The following is a 20,770-nucleotide window of genomic DNA, read 5'->3' as shown; positions in this document are numbered from 1 at the left end:
TTCAAGATTTTATTGTTTTAATTTCTACCGCAAGATAAAATTTGATATTTTGAATGTCAAGAAAGACGAAGAGCAATTTAATTTGTCAGTCTAAACTTATCGAAGACTGACATTCAAAGTAAAAGTTACACCCGGACAGGCTCATCACGACATCAGAGAACAAAGGTTAAACAAAACTAAGCAGAGAATCTTTGTATATTTGCATATAATCATTAAGAAAAAAGAACTAAGAGGAATAAATGCAAATAGGAATTGTTGGATTGCCGTTTACAGGAAAATCAACTCTCTTTCAAACAATAACAAAAACACATTTCGATCCATCTGAATTGGCAAAATCAGAATCTCATCAGGCTGTTGTAAAAGTACCTGATACACGATTAGATAAATTAACCGAGATGTTTAACCCAAAGAAAAAAGTTAATGCCATAATTGAATTTGTTGATGTTGTCGGTCTGCAAAAAGGTGATTCAGGCTCCACACAGTTTACAGGAAATTTTTTAGCAAAAGTTAAAACAAATGATGCACTGGTTCAGGTTGTAAGATTATTTGATAACGATGCTGTTCCTCATCCTGATGGTTCTATAAATATGATGCGCGATATTAATTCATTTGAAACCGAATTTATTTTATCCGATCTGGCAATTGTTGAGAAAAGACTTGAAACGATTAAAAAGCAAATCCTGAAAACTCAGGATGAAAAATTAAAGCGTGAAGTCCCGGTGCTTGAAAAGTGCAACGAACTTTTGCAGGAAGAAAAACCTTTGCGTGATCATCATTTTCCCAAAGAAGATCTGCTGATATTAAAAACTTACCAGCTTTTGTCCATCAAGCCTATGCTGATTGCTTTAAACTTTGGTGAAAGTCAGGTAAACGATACAGAAAAATATATGAACGAACTTGTAAAACATAAGCTCGGGCATAACACAAAAGCGCTATCATTCTTTGGGCAGATTGAAAAAGAAATGGCGGATCTTTCTGATGAAGATGCACTGGTCTTTATGAGTGATTATGGAATTACAGAATCTGCTCTGAATAAGCTGATCAGAGAAGCTTATGATCTGCTTGGTTTGCAATCATTTTTAACTGTTGGTGAAGACGAGTGCCGTGCCTGGACGATAAAAAAAGGAATGACTGCACAAGAAGCCGCAGGAGAAATCCATACAGATTTTTATAAAAAGTTTATCCGTGCAGAAGTTGTGCACTACGATGATTTTGTTGAAGCAGGCTCGTTTGCAAAAGCAAAGGACATCGGCAAGTGGCGGCTTGAAGGAAAAGATTATGTTGTTAAAGATGGCGATATAATTTCTGTAAGACATAGTTAAACTTAGTCCATCAAATACTATTATCAGAAAAAAGCAAGGGATATCATTCTGTCTGTTAAGGCGGAATATTTCAGAATCTTGTTGTTATGATTTCAAAAACAGTTCGGGATGAATTTATCAACAATTTTTCTTTATACTCTTATTATAGTATTTCAATAAAGTGTTACTGAATTCTAATTAACTAATTATTATATTTTAGTTATCAATTAAACATTCTCATCCGAAAGTATTATGGAGAACAGATCATCTAAAGTTAAACAGCACAGTTTTGAAGATGTATTAAATTCGAGAGTAAAAAAATTCCAGAAGCTAATGCGGTATAAAATCCGCGAGATTCTTTTAGTTTCCAGCATTTATGATAATTACTTGTTTGAAGAAGATGGACGACTTTATGAATTGGTGCGGGAAGAATATCAATCTCTTAACTTGAGTTTTGCACCTGAACTTATCCATGTTACCACAGGTGAAGAAGCTTTGGAAATGCTTAGTACCGAAAATACGTTTGATCTTATAATTACTACTTTACATATAGAGGATATGCACGTTGTAAAGTTTGCAAGAATGGTTAGAAAATCAGGCATAAACCTGCCGATTGTTTTGCTTGCTTATGATAACCGTGAAAGAAAAGAATTAACAACTAATTATGATACTTCGATTTTTGAACGAATTTTTATCTGGAACGGCGATTACCGTTTATTAATAGGAATTGTTAAATATATCGAGGATAGAGTCAATGTTGAAAACGATACAAAAAATATAGGGGTTCAATCGATAATCGTAGTGGAAGATAATATAAAATTTTATTCATCTTACCTTCCGATAATTTATACAGAAGTATTTAAACAATCACAGCGGCTGATAAAAGAAGGCATAAATCTTACACATAAATTTTTGCGTATGCGTGCACGTCCTAAAATTTTACTTTGCACAAATTACGAAGATGCATGGTCGTATTATGAAAAATATCAACAAGACGTACTTGGTTTAATTCTCGATATAAATTTTAAGCATAACGGAGTTAAAGATCCTGAAGCTGGAATTAAATTTGCCCGTGCAGTAAAAGCACAGCATAAGGACATACCGATTTTACTTCAATCAAGCGATGACAGCTTCCGCGAAAAAGCCTATCAGATAGATGCGGCATTCGTCCACAAAAACTCACCAAGATTACTTCAGGAATTAAGAGAGTTCATGCTTCAAAATTTTGGTTTTGGTGATTTTATTTTTATAAACAATGATGGAAAGGAAGTTTTCAGAGCTTCAAATTTATCACAGTTAGAAGAAGCGTTGAAACGAATTCCGGATGAAAGTCTTGTTTACCATGCCTCAAGAAATCATTTTTCTAAATGGCTCAAAGCAAGAACTGAATTTTATCTTGCACATGAATTAAGACCTCACAAAGTTACAGATTTTGGATCAGTGCAAGGATTGCGTGACAGACTGCTGACTTCACTTCAGGAGTACAGAAAACTACAGCAAAGCGGAATTATTCTGGATTTCAATAAAGATATTTTCGATACCAAAAATAGTTTCGCAAGAATTGGCGGAGGCTCATTAGGCGGTAAAGCAAGAGGACTGGGCTTTATAAATATACTGCTTACAAATTATAACCTTAAGCATAAGTTTGATGGGGTGGAAATCAGCGTACCTTCGGCAATTGTTATTGGTACAGATGTCTTTGATCATTTTATCACAGATAACAAACTCGAAAATTTTGCAATTACAGAAATTGATGATTTAACCTTAACACAAAAGTTTGTAGATTCAAAAATCTTTCCCGAAGAAATAACAAATAAACTTAGAGAGTTTTTGGAGATAACACATTGCCCGCTTGCTGTGCGTTCATCAAGTCTATTGGAAGATTCACAGTTTCTGCCGTTTGCAGGAGTTTACGAAACTTATATGATACCCAACAGCAATCCGGATATTGAGATTAGATTAGATGAATTGCTTCAATCAATAAAAAGTGTATATGCTTCAACTTTTCATTTAAGAGCAAAGGATTATATAAAATCATCACCATACCGATTAGAAGAAGAAAAGATGGCTGTGGTAGTGCAAAGATTAGTTGGCGCAAAACGACAGGAGAGATTTTATCCGGATTTTGCAGGCGTCGCAAAGTCATATAATTTTTATCCAACCGGACCACAAAAGCCAGGTGATGGAATTGCACAGGCAGCTCTTGGTCTCGGAAAAACAGTTGTTGATGGCGGTAATTGTATAAGGTTTTGTCCAAAATATCCAAAACACATGCTTCAGTTTTTTTCAACTAAGGAAACATTAAAAACTGCTCAGCAAAAATTCTATGCACTTGATCTGAACAAAAAACTTGAGCATCATCCGGAAAGCATAGAAGACCAGCTCGTCAGAAGTTATGATTTATCCGATTCTGAGAAAGACGGAACTTTATTCTCTGTTGGTTCAACTTATTCATCTGAAGATGAAGCAGTTTTTGATGGACTTTCACGCGATGGTATAAGAGTAGTTACATTTGCACCAATACTTAAGCACAAACTTTTTCCTTTACCCGAAATTCTTGATCTGCTTCTTGATTTTGGTTCATGGGGAATGGGCACTCCGATCGAAATTGAATTTGCAGTTAATCTGGAAGTACCTGCTGGCGAAAGGAAAGAGTTTGCAATGCTTCAGATGAGACCAATGATTCTTAGCCGTGAAAGTGAAGAACTGGTAATAGGTGAAATAAAAAAAGATGAAACAATTTGTTACAGCACACAGGTGCTTGGCAATGGAGCTGTTACAGGCTTAATGGATATTATTGTTGTTGATTATGAAAAATTTAATCGTGCAAAAAGTAACGAGGTAGTTTTGGAAATTAGTAAGTTGAACGCAAAACTTCTTTCTGAAAAAAGACCTTATATTTTATTTGGAGTCGGCAGATGGGGCACGCTTGATCCTTGGCTCGGAATCCCGGTAAAGTGGGATCAAATATCTGGTGCTTCGGTTATTGTGGAATCCAGCTTTAAAGATTTTGCCGTTGAACCATCACAAGGCTCTCACTTTTTTCAGAACTTAACTTCGTTTAGGGTTGGATATTTTACTGTGAATACTGATAACAATTCATTTATTGATTGGCAATGGCTCTCTGAACAAAACGCTTCAGAGGAGATGATTTATACAAGACATCTCAGATTTGATCAGCCAATTACTGTAAGGATGAACGGACATGAAAACCGCGGAATAATTTATAAACCCGGGGTCAGATTTAATGAAATATAAGAATCTTCGCCTTGCGTTTTTGATGGAAATATTTGTCGGCTTTACCACAATTATTTCAATTGCATTGATGGGACCTAAAGGAATAACAGCGCTTGCTTTAATTGCCTTGCGCCCTGTTTTAATGAAAAAAGAAGAAATCAAAAATCCTGAAGCTTATTTTAAAATATTTTACAAAGTTTTATCTAATAGTTTAAGTATTATTTTTATAATGTTAATCCTGATTATCATTAGTATTCAGTTTATTCCTGCTTATCAATCAAAGCTGCCTCCTGTTAAAGATTTATTTATTTTAATCCTTCCATTTTTCTTGTTAACTCACGGGGTTATTGGATTCGTTTCTTCATCAGATATCACGAAAGAAAATAATTAAATCTAATATCAAATTCTTCTGATAATAAAACAGCCAATAATATCAATCTGAATTATCTGTCCCTGTTTCCTTTAGTCAGATAATATTGCCGGTTACAAATAATTTGTTCTTCTGCTAATTGTTAAATCTTACTTTTGATCAGTAAAAAAATCAGGAGATAAACATGAAATCCAACATTAAAGCAATAACAGCAATAATTCTATTGAGTGTCACTGCTCTTAATTTCTCCTTTGCAAGTTTAAGATATGGTGATGAAAGAGTGATCAAAGAAAAGTCATTTAATATCGCGGCTGGCAAAAAGATTTTATTGAATACAAGCAGCGGAGATATACAAATTACTCCCTGGAACAAAGCTGAAGTGTATGTTAAAGTTCTTGGTAACAAAAATGTTGAGGAAAAATTTGATTTTTCTTTTAATGCAACATCTGAAGAGGTAACAATTGAAGCAGAAAGAAAAAGCGGCTGGAACTGGTTTTCTAGTATTAATCTGAAGTTTGAAATTAAAGTTCCTTCCAGTTTTAATGTTTATGCAAATACTTCCGGCGGAGACATTAAAGTAGCTGGTGTTAATGGTGATATTAAATTAAAGACATCCGGTGGTGATATCTGGGGCGATAGATTCGAGGGAAATTTCTCAGCCAGAACTTCTGGCGGAGATATAAATCTTTTCTGCAATAATGCAAAGATTGATGCAAATACTTCAGGTGGAGATATTGAATTAGAATACACTGGTTTCAATCAAGGTATCGAATTAAAAACAAGCGGCGGGGATATTGATATTAAACTTCCGGCTGATTTTAACGCTAAAGCAGAATTAAAAACATCAGGCGGCGACATTGATTGTAATTTAACTTTAAATGAAGTTATAAAACTTAGTGATACTAAAATTGATGCAAATATTAATAAAGGCGGAAATCCGTTAGTTGCGATAACCTCAGGTGGTAATATCACTGTATTGAAAAAATAATTTTTTAATCTCAAATCGTCTCAAAGATAATCTTAACTGTCACGCTAAGAGTATTCGAAGCGTGACGTGAATTAAAAACATATAATAGTTAGACAAAGTTTTGATATCTTGTTATTCAACATTTAACCTCCGAATAATTTTTCCATAGAACTCCTTTTCTTTCTGTCTTCAATAAGTCTTTTTTTCTTCCATTTTTTCAATTTGATTTTAACCTAATACTTTTGAATTTTGAAACGAAGATTTTGAATTATATAAAATGTCAAAGAATTTTATCTATAAATACTTAAGTGAAGAAGAACTGAAAAGTATATCTACAATAATTGGAGAGATTGAAAAGAAAACCTCCGGTGAGATTGTAATTACTATTAAAGAAAAGCGAAGCTGGTCAGAAAGGACAAAATCTGTAAGAAGACTTGCAGAAAAGGAATTTGTATCAGCAAAGATTGGTAAAACAGCAGAGGCAACAGGAATACTGATATTTATAATCTTTAAAGCAAAAGAGTTCTGCATACTTGCGGATAAAGGAATTAATGAAAAAGTTAAACAATCTGTTTGGGATGAAATAGCTGAAGATATAAAAAACAGTTTTAAGCAAGAGGAATATTGTAAAGGAATAATCAACGGAATTGAGCAAGCCGGAAAAATTCTTTCACAACACTTCCCTATCAAGCCAGATGATATTAATGAATTGCCAAATGAAGTAAGAGTTTCTGACTAATCTTACTGCCTGCCTAAAATAATTGCTGCCTTAGAGTAAACTGGTCCATTATAATCCAAACCAACTGAACATAGGATATTAGATTTAGTATTAATACTCATAAGTGTTCTTAGCGAAGCTGATAGTTCCTCGTATTTTACAAAACTAACTCCATTCCAGTGACCAATAAACCTTTGACCACAAGTAAAAACATTATTATAAGCTGAACCATCTATACTCAAACCTAAATTACCAAAAGTGGCAATCTGTTTTTCTAAAAATAGTTTATCACAATTTCTTTGTAAACAAATTCCGCTCCAATTCATTAAAAAAACTCTGTAATCATTATCGCACCAAAGACTGCTTACTGGTCCCACATAATATCCGTTGTTCCGTGTATTGCTCGAGCCTTCAAATACTATTTGAGAAATACCATTTTTAATTCTTAATAATGTTGAAATTCCATGATCATTGTTAACACCACAAACCCAAATTGTTTTTCCATCTTGTGTACCTCTGATATCAATAAGATTAGATGTAGTGCCGCTTTCAATTTTTGACCAGCTATTACCGTTGTAATAAGCAATGCTTCCTTTAATGCCCACAATATATAAATCATCGCTGCTTTTTCCCCAAATTTTTTTTATTCTATAGCCATCCCAAACACTGCTTGGAATTGTTACCGGTTTAAATTCCGTACCATTCCAATGAATAATACCATTTCCGCCAAACCAGACATCATTAGCATTAAAAGCACAAACGGATTGAATCGGATTGTAATCCGATCCTTGATAAGTATATGGGATTCTATACATATCCCAGCTCAACCCATTCCAATTTAAAGCATTATACTTCTCAAAATCTGGATTGCCAAGTGAATCGTTTAAATAGATTTCACCAACAGCCCAAATATTGTTTTCACTAATTATAGCTGCTTCATATAACACACTGCTGCTATGCTCTCCAAAAGAAAAAGTTTGCCAGATTAAGTTATGACTAGTTGTATCTAACGTTGTAAAAATTAGTGGATTGCTGTTTAACTCTTTTCCATCAACATAGGTTAACGCATCAAACTTGTAACTTGTGTTCGGCATTAAGTCATCAAAATAAATAACACTGTCCGACTGACCCATTCTTATTGTTTTAATAATCTGACCATCTTTTTTCAGATAAATATTATCAGTCTTATCATTATTTCCAATTTGAATTTCAATCCATGCTTCAGTACAGGTATGAGCTTTTAATCCTAATCCAAGAGCAGGGCCAGGAAAAACTACTTCACTATGGCAGGAGATAAAAAAGCAGCCCGATGAGATAACAATAATAAATCCGGTAAAAATCTTCATGAAAATTTTCCATCAATATTTGTTGTACAATTCCGAAATAATATAATGAGTATTAAACAGAGATAAAATTCAATTACATTAAATAAATAGACTATAATAAAATTATTAAATCGAGTCTTTTTATTCACTCTGCATTTCAAGCTCATAACTCTCGCGGTATTTTTTAATCCCGCTAAAGACATATTCAGCAAATCTTTGCTGTCCGGAATCAGTACTCAAATGTTTTGCATCGTTTGAGTTGGAAAGGAATCCGCTTTCAATAAGTACACTTGGCATTGAAGCACCAACCAAAACATAAAAACCTGCTTGTTTTACACCTCGTGAATTTAAGCTTGGGTGCTTGTCAAATTCTTTATGCAGATACTCCGCAAATTTTTCTGAGTATTTCATATAAGATGAATGTGCCATACTAACGAGAATAAAATTTTCGTCAGTTAGTTTTTCATATCGGTTGGGGTTTTCCTCATACTGGATAACACTGTTCTCAAACTCAGCTATTGCAATAGCTTCCTTTGTTCTGCCGGGGCGAAGCAGATAAACTTCAAATCCATTTGCGTCAGTTGGTTTTTTAGGAGTTGAATTACAATGAATTGAGATAAAAAGTTTTCCATTATTTTCATTTGCAATTTTACCACGCTTGTAAAGATCAACAAAAGTATCTGTCTTTCTTGTATAAATAACTTTTACATCTTTCATGTTTTTCTCAATCAGCTTCCCGAGTTTAAGAGCAATTGAAAGATTTATATCTTTTTCTTTTACACCATTTACACCGATTGCACCAGCATCTTTACCGCCGTGTCCCGCATCAATAACAATTACATCAAATTCCCACTTATCTTTTAATCTGTTAGCTGTTTCATTTTTCTTAAACAACTTATTATGAATCGTTATCTGAAGATCATTGCTGTTTTCAATATTAATAACTTCGTTGGTTGTATATTCTTTACTGACTGTTATTTCAAAAACCGCATCACTCCCAACATTTTTTGCATCTATTTTCTTAACTACTCCTTCTTCACCTATAAACTTAACTCCTGCTGCATCTACATTAACCTTTCTGAATATTAACGTAAGAACATTATTTTTAAAGGCACTATGATAAGAGGGAATTCTTTTATTGGATTTAACTCTGATTAAAGTTCCATTTGCTTTTTCATTCAGCACAATTCCGGTAATATTAAAATTGCCTTTTGTTTCTGTAGATGTTATCTCTTCCTTTACTTTACCGATAAGAATTTTATTTGGAGCTTCAAACGATAAATCTTTTCCGTAAGCAAGCGATAAAGAACTTAAACTATATTTAAGCGGAACAAATACTTTATTATTTATACGGTATGTTGATGTTGGAAGCTGAAATACGGTTTGTGTAGTTGTATTTCTTTCCGTTAATACAAAGAATGGATTTTTTGCAGAAGCCTTTAAAGAATATCCATCAAATTTCAATTCGATTTTTTGTACATCTTCATTATAGTAGTAATTGATAGCTAGCGCATCCGCAAAATCTTTAAGAGAAAAATAAACAGTTCCTTCTCTTATATAAGCGGGAATATTTTTCATTCCATCTTTTGTAACAATTAAAACATTATTACCATCCTGCCCATAGGATAAGTAAGAGAATATTATTATTAAAATGAATAGAAAATATTTCATCACAAACATTATCTGATAAAAGGAAAAATCTGTCCTGTCTTCTTTTTAAAATACTTAAAACTTTCACCAAAATGCTTTTCAAGAAGTTTATCTTCTAATGACGCACGCATAAATAAAAATGGGATCTGAATCAGTGCAATCGGTGCAAGTATAAAACTTAATGTAGCAACTGCAGCTCCGATATCCATTAAAAACTGAGACAGATATTGAGGATGTCTTACAATTTTAAATGGACCATTAGTAATTAATTTGTGGTCTTTTTTGATAGCAATATCCTGTGAATAATTTTCACCCAGCACTTTAACAGACCATATTTGCACCCAGGAAAAGAACAGGTAAAAAACCAATCCTGATATTCTTGTTATTTGGTTTTCCTGTTTGTATTCCAAAGTTCCGACTTGAAATAGACTAATAATTAGAACAACAAGGGTTATCGTTGATAATAAAAGCGGTAATGTCTGAAGATAAGTATTGGGTTTATCTTTAAAAACACCCACCTTCTCTTTAACACCCTGTTTTGCAGCTCCGATATTTGCACTAAAAGTAGCAATGATGTTTAAACCAATTATAATATTTATTGGATCCATATATAGATAAATTAATTTTTCAGCTGTTCAGATAAAAAAAAATTTCTTTTAAAGTTTTAATTTCTATTAAAGACTTGCTGATTAAAGATTATGTTTCTTTTCCATATTTTTTCATAATCTTAGTCCATTCTTCTAAACTAAGCTGCTCTGATTCATCAATCAGCATTATCGGGATATCGTCTTCTATCCGGTATCTTCTTCTGGTGTTTTTATCAACAGAAACTAAAGTGTTATTATCAAGTATAAGCTCTGCTTTTGTTTCCGGACAACATAAAATATTAAGTAGTTCTTTACTTATCATACAAATCCTTTAAGAAAATTAAATATTTTTTTAATAACTTTAATTTAACAACAAATAACTAAATGATTACATTTTAAAAATGTTAATTGTTGCTTGTTAAACAATTTAAAACAAATAATCTTATTGTGATGATGAAGTATTTTTCTTAGTTTTCCATACCAATCAAACAATGGGTTTGTCTGATGAATTTTGAAACAGTATTTAATTATTTAACAGGAGTAATCATGAAAAAGAATATTTATTTGCTCATTTTCTTTACATCACTTTTTTTTAGCTGCGGTGAAAAGAAAGAATCTCCGATAGACGAAATTGCTAATAAATCCAAGGATCTTGAAGAGTTTACCGATAAAATGAAAGATGTGTCAGAAGGATTTACAGAAGGTAAAAAAGTTAATCCTGTGGACTTTAGAGAGTTAAAGGCATTATTACCAGAAGCTATTGCAAATCTAAAGAGAACCAATATTGAAGGCGAAAAAGTTGGAACAATGGGAATGAATATCTCAACTGCAAATGCAGATTATTCTGACGAAGAAGGTAATAAGTCAATTGATCTTAAGATTACAGATTTAGGAAACATTTCAGGCTTATCAGGTTTGGCTGCGTATGGCTGGTATATGGTTGATATTGATAAAGAAAATGAAACTGGTTATGAAAAAACAACAACCTTCAAAGGAAACAAAGCTTACGAAAAATACGATAAACAGAGTCAGTATGGAGAGTTAAATATTCTGGTAGCTAAAAGATTTGTAGTGGAGGCAAATGGAAATAATGTTAGTATGAATGAAATTAAAGCTGCTGCAGAGATGATTGATTTTGGTAAACTTGAAAGCTGGAAAGATTTTGGAGTCGAACAGTAATTATTATTAGTCACTGGTACGCATTAAACAAATAATTATAGGAGTACAAATATGAATCTTGTTGAACGTGCTAAAAATATTCTTATTACACCAAAAACTGAATGGGAAGTAATAAAGAATGAACAAACTACAACTTCTGATCTTTTTACAAAGTATGCGCTGATACTTGCACTGATTCCTGTTGTTGCAACTTTTATCGGACAATCATTAATCGGAGTATCTTTGGGTCCATTTGGATCATTTAAAATTCCGGTTACAAGCGGATTGATCTATGCAGTTTTATATTATGTTCTTAATCTTGCGGGGGTTTATCTAATTGCCTTTATCATTGATGCTCTTGCACCATCCTTCGGTTCTACAAAAAATATGGATGCATCATTAAAGGTAGCCGTATATTCCTACACTGCATTTTGGATAGCCGGAATTTTCAATATTATTCCATTTTTAGGAATTCTTGGGATTTTAGGTTTGTACTCTCTTTACCTGATGTACTTAGGATTAAAGATAGTTAAAGAAACACCACAGGATAAACTTGTAGGTTATCTTATAGTTGTTATAATCATTGCGATAATAGTTTATTTTGTTATAGGTCTGGTAGTTGCTGCAATTGCATTGCCAAGTTTCGGAAGTCTTGAAAGTTTAAAGGGATTTGATTTCGGTAAGTGATAATAATTTTATTAAATAATAATGCCTGTTTTATTGCAGGCATTATTTTTTAAAAATCACCAAGTAATTTTTGGATAGATGCTATATCTGTTTCTGAATTGATTTCTTTAAAATACTTCATTGCAAGATTTAAATACTTCTTACTTTCTTCAACTTTATCCATCTGTTTATACAATAGTCCTAACTCCTGATATGTTTCTGCAAGATTTAACTGATTGCTTGCTTCATCATTCAATCGCATACTGGTTAACAAATAATTTTCTGCGAGCAAAAAGTTAGAAACATTCTTCTGAATTATCCCCTTTATTTTATAAACATCTGCAATTGTAAGCTTATCATTTAGCTTATGTGATACTTCAAGTGATTTATCGGCAAAAGCATTTGCAAGCGAATAATCATTTAAACTTGAATAAACTGAAGCTTTGCTAAGATATACAATCCCAATCTGCTGTTGATAGTTTGTTTCAATTCCGAGAGCAAGACTTTCATCAAATTCATTAAGAGCGAGTTTATATTCGCCTTTTTTAAAATATACCATACCAATATTCTGATGAATTTCAGCGACCCGCTTTTTATCATTTACTTTTTCGTAATTAATAAGTGCTCTTTTAAAATAGGCAAGTGCTTCATCAAAAAGCCCTTTAATGCTTTTAACAATACCGAGATTAATTTCGATTTTTCCCTTTTGGGTATAGTTTAATTCGTCATTTGATTTTTCAAGTGCCGATTCAAAGTTCTCAACAGCTTTCTGAATATCACCAAGATCGCCATAAACAGTTCCAAGTAAATTCTCACACTTTGCAATGCCTTTAATATCATTTATTGAAGAGAACAATCCGATTGCTATGTTGATTGCTTCAAGACAATTCTGCCAGCTTGCTTGTCTGCTGTAAATTTCACCAATTAAAAGATGAGCATTTGCAGCAAGATTTGTCATGTTGCGGTCTTCTTTGGTAAGGTTAATAATCTTTTCATTTACATCTATTGCTGCCGAAAACTCTCCATTAGTAATTGAAGCCTGGGCTAAATAAAGAAGTAAAGAAAGGAATTTTTCCCGCTCAAGTTTATTTTCAGCAAAAGTAACCAATAGATCAATTTGCGATCTGTAGCTTAGTCCTGATTCAATTTTTAAATCAAGTGAATTTTCCTGCTGAAATATCTCTGTATCTGATTTACTTTCTAATGAAGCTTTGAAGATGTAAACGAACTCATCAACCTGTTTTTTGCTGAAAAAATCAGGTAATATTTCTGATATACTTTTATTAATTTTATCTGTCACTTCTATGTATTGGAATTAAATATTTTGCTAACAAAACCATATATTTTTGACAACACTTATGCCAAGTATCTTTTTAATATTGAATGATTGAAAACATATCTTTATCACCTTTTTTTTACTTTTCAGTCATTTTTAGCGTGTAATTATTGCGATAGTAAAAAATATTTAACGTCTCATTATCAAACAGCACTAGTTTGAGTCCCTAAAAATCATTCTTACTATTATCGGATAAAACCAAAGTTTGTTTAGTCTTAAGGCTAAATTTTTTTAATTTGTAAAAGAATTTTGAGATTTTGTTAGTTTTAATAAAAATGGACAAACAATGAAAACATCAGATTATCTTATAAAAGCAAATAGTAATTTTATACTTTCTGCTTATCCCACAAATGACACCTCTGGTATTAAATCCAAAGACGATGCAAAAGGACTGTTAAAGAAAAATATTGATAAAATGACTAAACTTCAGGATAAACTTTATGCTTCAAACAAGTATTCGTTGCTGCTTATTTTTCAAGCAATGGATGCTGCAGGAAAAGATAGTACGATAAAACACGTAATGAGCGGTCTTAATCCACAAGGGACACAAGTTTATTCTTTTAAACAGCCATCTAAAGAAGAACTGGACCACGGTTATTTATGGAGAATTAATAAAGCACTTCCTGAAAGAGGCAGAATCGGAATTTTTAACAGATCACACTATGAAGAAGTATTAGTGGTTAAGGTTCATAATCTGCTAAAGAATCAACAGATTCCGTCTGAACTTGTGGATGATAAAATCTGGCAAAGAAGATATGAACAAATAAATGATTTTGAGAAGTATCTTCATGAAAACGGAACTATTGTACTAAAATTCTTTTTGAATGTTTCTAAAGACGAACAAAAGAAAAGATTTCTAAAAAGAATTGAAGATCCGGCTAAGCACTGGAAATTTTCTGCTGATGATATCAATGAAAGAAAGTTTTGGAACGAATACCATAAAGCCTATGAGGATGCAATAAATGCCACGAGTAAGAACTTTGCGCCCTGGTATGTAATTCCGGCTGATAAGAAGTGGTTTACCCGATTAGTTGTAAGCGAAATAATTGTTGAAACTCTGGAAAAATTAAAACTGGAATATCCCAAACCTTCTGATGATTGGCTTACTGAATTAAATAAATCCAAAGAGATCTTACTTAAAGAAAAGGAATAAATTCACTATTCAGAGAAGCTCTTTTATTCTTTCAGGCGGTCTGGCAAGAATTGCCCTATCACCTTTTTCAACAATCGGTCTTTGAATCAAGTCAGGATTTTCTATCATAAGATTTAGAACTTCATCATCAGAAAGTTTTTCAATTGTATTCTTCAATTTCTTATATGATTCATCTTTAGTTCTAAGTAATTCCAAAGGCTTCATATTCATCTTTTTCAGTAAAGATTTTAACAACGGTTTACTGAATGGTTTGATGTAATAATTCACTTTCTGAAAATCTATACCTTGTTCCGAAAAAGCTTTTGCTACTCTTCTGCAAGTAGTACAGGTTGGCTTTTCATAAACGGTTATCTTACTCATAATTAACTCCTTAATTTACAATTATAAAAATAGCGGTTTTAAGTATCATCACTTAAAAAAATGTTCTAACAAAGATATAAAGTATTAAAAAAATATCTTGTAATTTAGAATTACTAATAAATCATTTTCTTCAAAGGTGCAAAATGAAATATCAACTGGTTCTTCTGTTCTCATTTTTATTGATTACCGTTGCTCTGCCGCAAAACTATAAAGAAGTTAAAATTAAAATTCAAACCTTGCAGGATATTGCAGAACTTCAGAATATTGGTTTGCAATTCGACCATCCTTACCTTACAAAAGATAATGCAATTACTGTTTTTCTAAGTGAGGATGATTTTCATAAACTTCAGATGACAAGTTTCAGCTACGAAGTATTAATAGATGACTGGTTCGATTATTACTCAAAACTTCCTTCACTTACTGAATCTGAAAAAGCTTCGTTCATTAAAGATAGTAAAGAAAGATATGGAGTTGAAGGTTTTGGATTTGGTTCGATGGGTGGTTTCTACACTCTTACAGAAGTTATTGCCCATCTTGATAGTATGAGACAAAAATATCCGAGCCTTATTACTGCTAAAACTTCAATCGGCAGCACAATTGAAAACAGACCAATGTATATGGTTAAGATATCTGATAATCCGGATATTGATGAAGATGAAGCTGAAATACTTTATACAGCACTTATACATGCACGTGAACCTCAAAGTATGATGCAGATGATATATTTTATGTACTATCTGCTTGAAAATTATAGTACAAATCCTTCTATTCAATACCTTGTTAATAACAGAGAAATGTATTTTATTCCTGTATTAAACCCCGACGGATATGAATATAACAGAAGTACAAATCCAGGCGGCGGTGGAATGTGGAGAAAAAACAGAAAGAATAACGGCGGAAGTTATGGTGTAGATCTTAACAGAAATTTTGGACCTTATGCTTATTGGAATGCACCAAACGGAGGATCAAGCACATCACCATCAAGTGATACATACAGAGGAACTGCTCCATTTTCTGAACCGGAGACAGCTAATCTTAAAGAATTTTTAGCTTCACGATATATTAAAAATGCCCTTAATTATCATACTTACAGCAATTTATTAATTTATCCTTATGGTGCATTAGTGATGGAAACTCCTGATTCAGCAACCTTTCGCGAATTTGCCCGCGATATGACAGCTTATAATGGTTACGAATACGGAACTGATCAGCAAACAGTTGGATACCCTACACGCGGTAACAGTGATGATTATTTCTATGATGGTGATACAGTATTAAATCACGGAAAAATATTTGCAATGACTCCTGAAGTTGGGAGTACAGGTTTCTGGCCAAGTCAACCTGAAATTTTTCCGTTAGCAATCGAGAACTTAATGCCAAATATATATTATGCTTATGTTGCCGGTGATTTTGTTCAGCCGGTTAATTCACATTTTACACAACAGTATTTTAATCCGGGAGATAATGTTGAACTGATTATTCCGAAGTTGAAAAACAAAGGATTAAGCAACGCATCTGATATTACTTTGTCACTTAGTTCAGATAACCCGCTTATCACTGTACTTACAGGTACAATCAATATTGGAAATGTTCCTGCAAGAACAACAGTAACCAATAATCAGAATTTTGCTTTTACTATTGGAGAAACTATTCAAGCTGATATTCAGGTTAAGATGTTTTTGACAATATATTCATCCGGAATACCAATGTTTATTGATACATTAAGTTTTATTACAGGTGTACCCGTTTTAGCATTTGCTGATTCAACAAATGATCCTGCATTATTATGGGATATTACAAGTGCACCAACTTCTAGTCCGAAATGGGAAGCAACAACACTTTCTTATCACTCCGCTCCAACATCTTTTACAGATAGTAAGAGTGGAAATTATGCAAACAGTGCAACTGTAACCATGACGTTAAAAAACTCAATTGATCTTAGTGCAAACAACTACCCAAAATTATCTTTCTGGACAAAATACGATATAGAATCCGGATGGGATTATGGACAGGTTAAAGTTTCCTCAAATAATGGAAGTACATTCTTTCCGCTTTCCGGAAATTATACAAAATCCGGCAGCGGTTCATTCCAACCATCTGGTCAGCCAGTCTATAGCGGAACACAATCTACCTGGGTAAATGAAATGATGGATCTATCTAATTATAATTCCAATCAGGTTAAACTGCAATTTCAACTAAAGTCAGATGGTTCAATTAACAGAGATGGATGGTATGTTGATGATATTGGAATTCTTATTTACGGAATTGTGCCTGTAGAGCTAAGCTTGTTTACTGCTATCCCGCAAAGCAATGATGTTCTATTAAACTGGATTACAGCATCCGAAACAAATAATCTGGGTTTTGATATTGAAAGAAGATCTGTTAATAATAATACCGGCTGGCAAAAAATAGGATTTGTTGCCGGAAAAGGAACAACAACAGAGAGATCATCATACAGCTTTACTGATGTGAATCCTGTTGAAGGAAAATCTTTTTACAGATTAAGACAAACTGACTTTGACGGAAGCGTAAAAATATTTAATGCTGTTGAGGTTGACTTTAGTATTGTTAAGGAATATTCTCTTTCACAGAATTTCCCAAATCCATTTAATCCTGAAACAGAAATTTCTTTTGCGCTTGCAAAATATGATAATGTAACATTAAAAATCTATAATATACTCGGATCAGAAGTGGCAACACTTGTTAATGATTTTATGGAAGCCGGAAAGCATACAATTAAATTCAATGCTTCTGCTCTAACTTCGGGAGTATATTTATACACAATTAAATCAGGCAATTTTACAGCAACACGCAAGATGGTCCTGATGAAGTAAAATAGATCTGATTTTAAATAGAGGTTTCTGAAAAATTTTAGTTATTGTTATTCCGGACTAATCAAGGATACTTCTGAATTCACTCAGTATCTGAATTAGTTCGGAATCAAAACAGCGGCAGATAATTCTTTTAGTTTCAAAATAAAATATTATTAAGAACATTTACTTAATCTATTGACTTCTTACCTGCATGGTTGAATTGAATGACATAAACACTATTTTAATTTTTTGAGTCTTTCTATTTCGGATTTTATCTCTTCTATTATTTCTTTGTTTATGATTTCTTTCTTGTCATTAATTTTCGCAGAAAAAACAATTTGAACAACACTAACGAAAATTATTCAGTTCTTTCAAACATAATTTTACTCAAATACTGTTTATTATTTTTATCAAAATTGAATTATTGTCTTTGAATGAAAAGAAATTTTCGCTAAGTGATGTAAAGAGAATAATTATTCACCAATCATTTTATTTTTCATCTCTATATTACAAGTGAAATCACATATTTAAATTTCAATTGACTTTTTACCTTGATTTAATAGTATTTTTTTAATTTGTTCTATAATTAAAAGTATCAATAAAAAATATTACTAAAAATTTGCGCTCAGATTATTACTTGTAGATATTGTTAGAAAGGATAAGATAAATGAAAAAGGAAATTTTAAATAATGAGGAGGAGAAAAATCTTTCTGTTGAAGAAATATTTAAAAAATTTGAATCCGGTGATTCCGGAATTTCTGAATCATCTGTAAAGGAAAGAATTCAACTATACGGCTTTAACGAGATTGAAGAAAAACGGATAAATCCACTTTTAAAAATTCTAAGTTACTTCTGGGGTCCGATTCCCTGGATGATCGAATTTGCCGCTATTCTTTCTGCAATAATCAAGCATTGGGAGGACTTCTGGATAATATTTGCTTTGCTTTTATTAAATGCCATCGTTGGTTTTTGGCAGGAATATAAAGCGGATGATGCAATAAGTCTGCTAAAACAAAGGCTTGCTCTTAATGCGCGGGTTAAGCGAAATGGAAATTGGAATAGCATACCTGCAAGAGAGCTTGTCCCGGGAGATATTGTCAGAATAAGATTGGGAGATGTTGTACCTGCTGATACAAAACTCTTTTCAGGCGAGTATGTTTCAATTGATGAATCTGCTTTAACCGGTGAATCTTTGCCGGTGGAAAAACATAAAACTGATATTGCTTATTCAGGTTCAGTAGTAAAACAGGGTGAGATGGATGGTGTAATTGTTGCAACGGGACTAAACACTTTTTTTGGTAAAACTGCTAAGCTTGTCGAAGAGGCGAAAACAATAAGTCATTTTCAAAAAGCAATTATAAAAATCAGTCACTACTTAATTATTCTTGCTGCTTTTATAATCTCAATAATTTTTTTAGTATCATTTTACAGACACGAATCATTTTTAGATACGCTGCAGTTTGGTCTTGTATTAACAATTGCGGCTATTCCTGTTGCATTGCCTGCGGTATTATCTGTTACAATGGCAGTTGGAGCTTCATACTTAGCAAAGAAAAAAGCAATTGTCAGCAAACTGGTTGCAATTGAAGAAATGGCAGGAATGGATATTCTTTGCTCAGATAAAACCGGCACTATTACTAAAAACAAGCTAACTCTTGCTGATGTGAAATCATTCGGAAACTTTACTTCGGATGATGTTTTACTTTTTGCTTCACTTGCATCAAGAGAGGAAGATAAAGATCCTATTGACAGTGCCATTATACAAAAAGTAAAATCTGCTGGCACGTTGGCAGGTAAATTATCATCTTATGAAATAAAAGAATTCATACCTTTCGATCCTGTAATAAAAAGATGCGAAGTAACTGTATCAGATAAGAGTAATAAAGTATTTAAAATTACTAAAGGAGCACCTCAGGTAATATTAGCTTTGTTAGAAAACTCTGAAAAAGAAAAAACATCTGAGCTTATCAATAAACAGGTTGATGAATTTGCATTAAATGGTTTCAGAACACTGGGCACAGCAAAGACTAATGAGCAAGGTAAGTGGGAATATGTTGGTTTGGTTCCTCTGTTTGATCCGCCCAGAGATGATTCTGCTGAAACAATTAAAGCTGCACTTGATTTGGGAGTTAAAGTTAAAATGATTACCGGAGATCATACTGCCATTGCAAAACAAATTGCTAAAAAAGTAAATCTGAAAACTAATATTCAGGAAGCTTCTGCATTTATAGATAAACCAGAAAAAGAGGCAATTAAAATTATTGAAACATCGGATGGCTTTGCTCAGGTTTTTCCTGAACATAAATACAAAATTGTTGAGCTGCTTCAGGAAACAAAACACATAGTTGGAATGACAGGCGATGGTGTAAATGATTCTCCGGCACTTAAAAAAGCTGATGTGGGAATTGCAGTAGCAGGAGCAACCGATGCAGCAAAATCAGCCGCCGCAATTGTTCTAACTCTGCCGGGTCTTTCGGTAATAATTGATGCATTAAAAGAAAGCCGCAAAATATTTCAACGGATGAATAGTTTTGCAATTTACAGGATAACTGAAACCATACGCGTTCTGTTTTTTATTGCACTGACAATAATTGTGTTTAACTTTTATCCTGTAACTGCTGTAATGATTGTGCTTCTTGCATTATTTAATGATGCACCAATAATGGCTATTGCTTTTGATAATGTAAAGTATTCCAATGAACCGGAAAAATGGGATATGAGAATTATCTTGAGTATGGCTACTTTCCTGGGTTTAATTGGAGTTGTCAGCTCTTTCGGAATATTTTATATTGGACAAGAGGTACTACGATTGTCAAAAGAATCAATCCAGACTTTTATTTTTCTTAAACTGGCAATTGCAGGTCACTTAACAATCTTTCTGACGAGAACACGCGGTCCTTTTTGGTCAATCAAACCAAGTGCAACTATGTTTTGGGCTGCTGTTATTACAAAAATTCTTGCTACTTTAGTTGCAGTGTATGGATTGTTTATTTCTCCAATTTCCTGGGAACTGGCTTTATTTATATGGGGATACGCTTTAGCTGCTTTTTTAATAACTGATTTTTTAAAAGTAAAAATCTATAAGATATTAGATCATCGTGATATTAAATTCAAAAACTAAAATTATTA

At 32.8% G+C, this 20,770-nt stretch carries 16 protein-coding genes; 10 read left to right on the top strand and 6 right to left on the bottom strand.

What is annotated here, in order from left to right; genetic code table 11:
- Positions 1-239: 239 nt before the first annotated feature.
- From ychF to ROY99_04860, 5 genes are all read left to right on the top strand, one after another.
- The gene (gene ychF, locus ROY99_04880; protein MDT3695705.1) at positions 240-1,322 is read left to right on the top strand and encodes a redox-regulated ATPase YchF; all 1,083 of its coding nucleotides are present in this window, start codon (positions 240-242) and stop codon (positions 1,320-1,322) included.
- Between the two features lie 231 nt (positions 1,323-1,553).
- Positions 1,554-4,559: a PEP/pyruvate-binding domain-containing protein gene (locus tag ROY99_04875; GenBank protein ID MDT3695704.1), complete on the top strand. Its 3,006-nt coding sequence runs from the start codon at positions 1,554-1,556 to the stop codon at positions 4,557-4,559.
- Positions 4,549-4,929: a hypothetical protein gene (locus tag ROY99_04870; GenBank protein MDT3695703.1), complete on the top strand. Its 381-nt coding sequence runs from the start codon at positions 4,549-4,551 to the stop codon at positions 4,927-4,929. The genes ROY99_04875 and ROY99_04870 overlap by 11 nt, the downstream gene beginning before the upstream one ends.
- A gap of 163 nt (positions 4,930-5,092) precedes the next feature.
- Entirely contained in the window at positions 5,093-5,896 is an 804-nt protein-coding gene (locus ROY99_04865; GenBank protein MDT3695702.1) for a DUF4097 family beta strand repeat-containing protein, read from the top strand.
- A 256-nt stretch (positions 5,897-6,152) separates the two neighbouring features.
- The gene (locus tag ROY99_04860; GenBank protein ID MDT3695701.1) at positions 6,153-6,614 is read left to right on the top strand and encodes a TPM domain-containing protein; all 462 of its coding nucleotides are present in this window, start codon (positions 6,153-6,155) and stop codon (positions 6,612-6,614) included.
- Positions 6,615-6,616: 2 nt separating this feature from the next.
- Here ROY99_04860 and ROY99_04855 read toward each other — a convergent pair whose 3' ends face one another.
- The 4 genes from ROY99_04855 to ROY99_04840 form a co-directional block, all read right to left on the bottom strand.
- Positions 6,617-7,939 carry a hypothetical protein gene (locus ROY99_04855; GenBank protein MDT3695700.1) on the bottom strand — a complete coding sequence of 441 codons (1,323 nt, stop codon included), beginning with the start codon at positions 7,937-7,939 and terminating at the stop codon, positions 6,617-6,619.
- Between the two features lie 120 nt (positions 7,940-8,059).
- Complete coding sequence (locus tag ROY99_04850; protein ID MDT3695699.1) at positions 8,060-9,589, bottom strand: N-acetylmuramoyl-L-alanine amidase; 1,530 nt, start codon at positions 9,587-9,589, stop codon at positions 8,060-8,062.
- An 8-nt stretch (positions 9,590-9,597) separates the two neighbouring features.
- Positions 9,598-10,176, bottom strand: a complete 579-nt coding sequence (locus ROY99_04845; GenBank protein ID MDT3695698.1) for an isoprenylcysteine carboxylmethyltransferase family protein — start codon at positions 10,174-10,176, stop codon at positions 9,598-9,600.
- A gap of 88 nt (positions 10,177-10,264) precedes the next feature.
- Entirely contained in the window at positions 10,265-10,477 is a 213-nt protein-coding gene (locus ROY99_04840) for a hypothetical protein (protein MDT3695697.1), read from the bottom strand.
- Between the two features lie 224 nt (positions 10,478-10,701).
- On the opposite strand from ROY99_04840, the gene ROY99_04835 reads away from it, so the two are divergent.
- Both ROY99_04835 and ROY99_04830 read left to right on the top strand, forming a co-directional pair.
- Positions 10,702-11,334, top strand: coding sequence for a hypothetical protein (locus tag ROY99_04835; GenBank protein ID MDT3695696.1), 633 nt, complete (start codon positions 10,702-10,704; stop codon positions 11,332-11,334).
- A 51-nt stretch (positions 11,335-11,385) separates the two neighbouring features.
- Positions 11,386-12,000, top strand: a complete 615-nt coding sequence (locus ROY99_04830; protein MDT3695695.1) for a Yip1 family protein — start codon at positions 11,386-11,388, stop codon at positions 11,998-12,000.
- A gap of 49 nt (positions 12,001-12,049) precedes the next feature.
- Here the strand turns inward: ROY99_04830 and ROY99_04825 are convergent, their stop codons facing one another.
- Complete coding sequence (locus tag ROY99_04825) at positions 12,050-13,279, bottom strand: tetratricopeptide repeat protein (protein MDT3695694.1); 1,230 nt, start codon at positions 13,277-13,279, stop codon at positions 12,050-12,052.
- A 322-nt stretch (positions 13,280-13,601) separates the two neighbouring features.
- Here ROY99_04825 and ROY99_04820 point away from each other — a divergent pair, with 322 nt between their 5' ends.
- On the top strand, positions 13,602-14,468 hold the full coding sequence (locus ROY99_04820; protein MDT3695693.1) for a polyphosphate kinase 2 family protein: 867 nt from the start codon (positions 13,602-13,604) through the stop codon (positions 14,466-14,468).
- 9 nt (positions 14,469-14,477) lie between these two features.
- On the opposite strand, the gene ROY99_04815 is transcribed toward ROY99_04820, so the two are convergent.
- Positions 14,478-14,828: a Spx/MgsR family RNA polymerase-binding regulatory protein gene (locus ROY99_04815; protein MDT3695692.1), complete on the bottom strand. Its 351-nt coding sequence runs from the start codon at positions 14,826-14,828 to the stop codon at positions 14,478-14,480.
- Positions 14,829-14,971: 143 nt separating this feature from the next.
- Between ROY99_04815 and ROY99_04810 the strand changes: the two genes are divergently transcribed.
- On the top strand, positions 14,972-17,662 hold the full coding sequence (locus ROY99_04810) for a M14 family zinc carboxypeptidase (GenBank protein ID MDT3695691.1): 2,691 nt from the start codon (positions 14,972-14,974) through the stop codon (positions 17,660-17,662).
- A gap of 646 nt (positions 17,663-18,308) precedes the next feature.
- A complete protein-coding gene (locus tag ROY99_04805) occupies positions 18,309-20,762 on the top strand; it encodes a plasma-membrane proton-efflux P-type ATPase (protein ID MDT3695690.1) in 2,454 nt (817 codons plus the stop codon).
- The last annotated feature ends 8 nt before the right edge of the window (positions 20,763-20,770 follow it).

It is taken from the genome of Ignavibacterium sp., from assembly GCA_032027145.1.
Classification (GTDB): Bacteria; Bacteroidota; Ignavibacteria; order Ignavibacteriales; family Ignavibacteriaceae; genus IGN3.
Note: the sequence above shows the minus strand (reverse complement) of the source record. Positions and strands in the feature narration are given on the sequence as shown.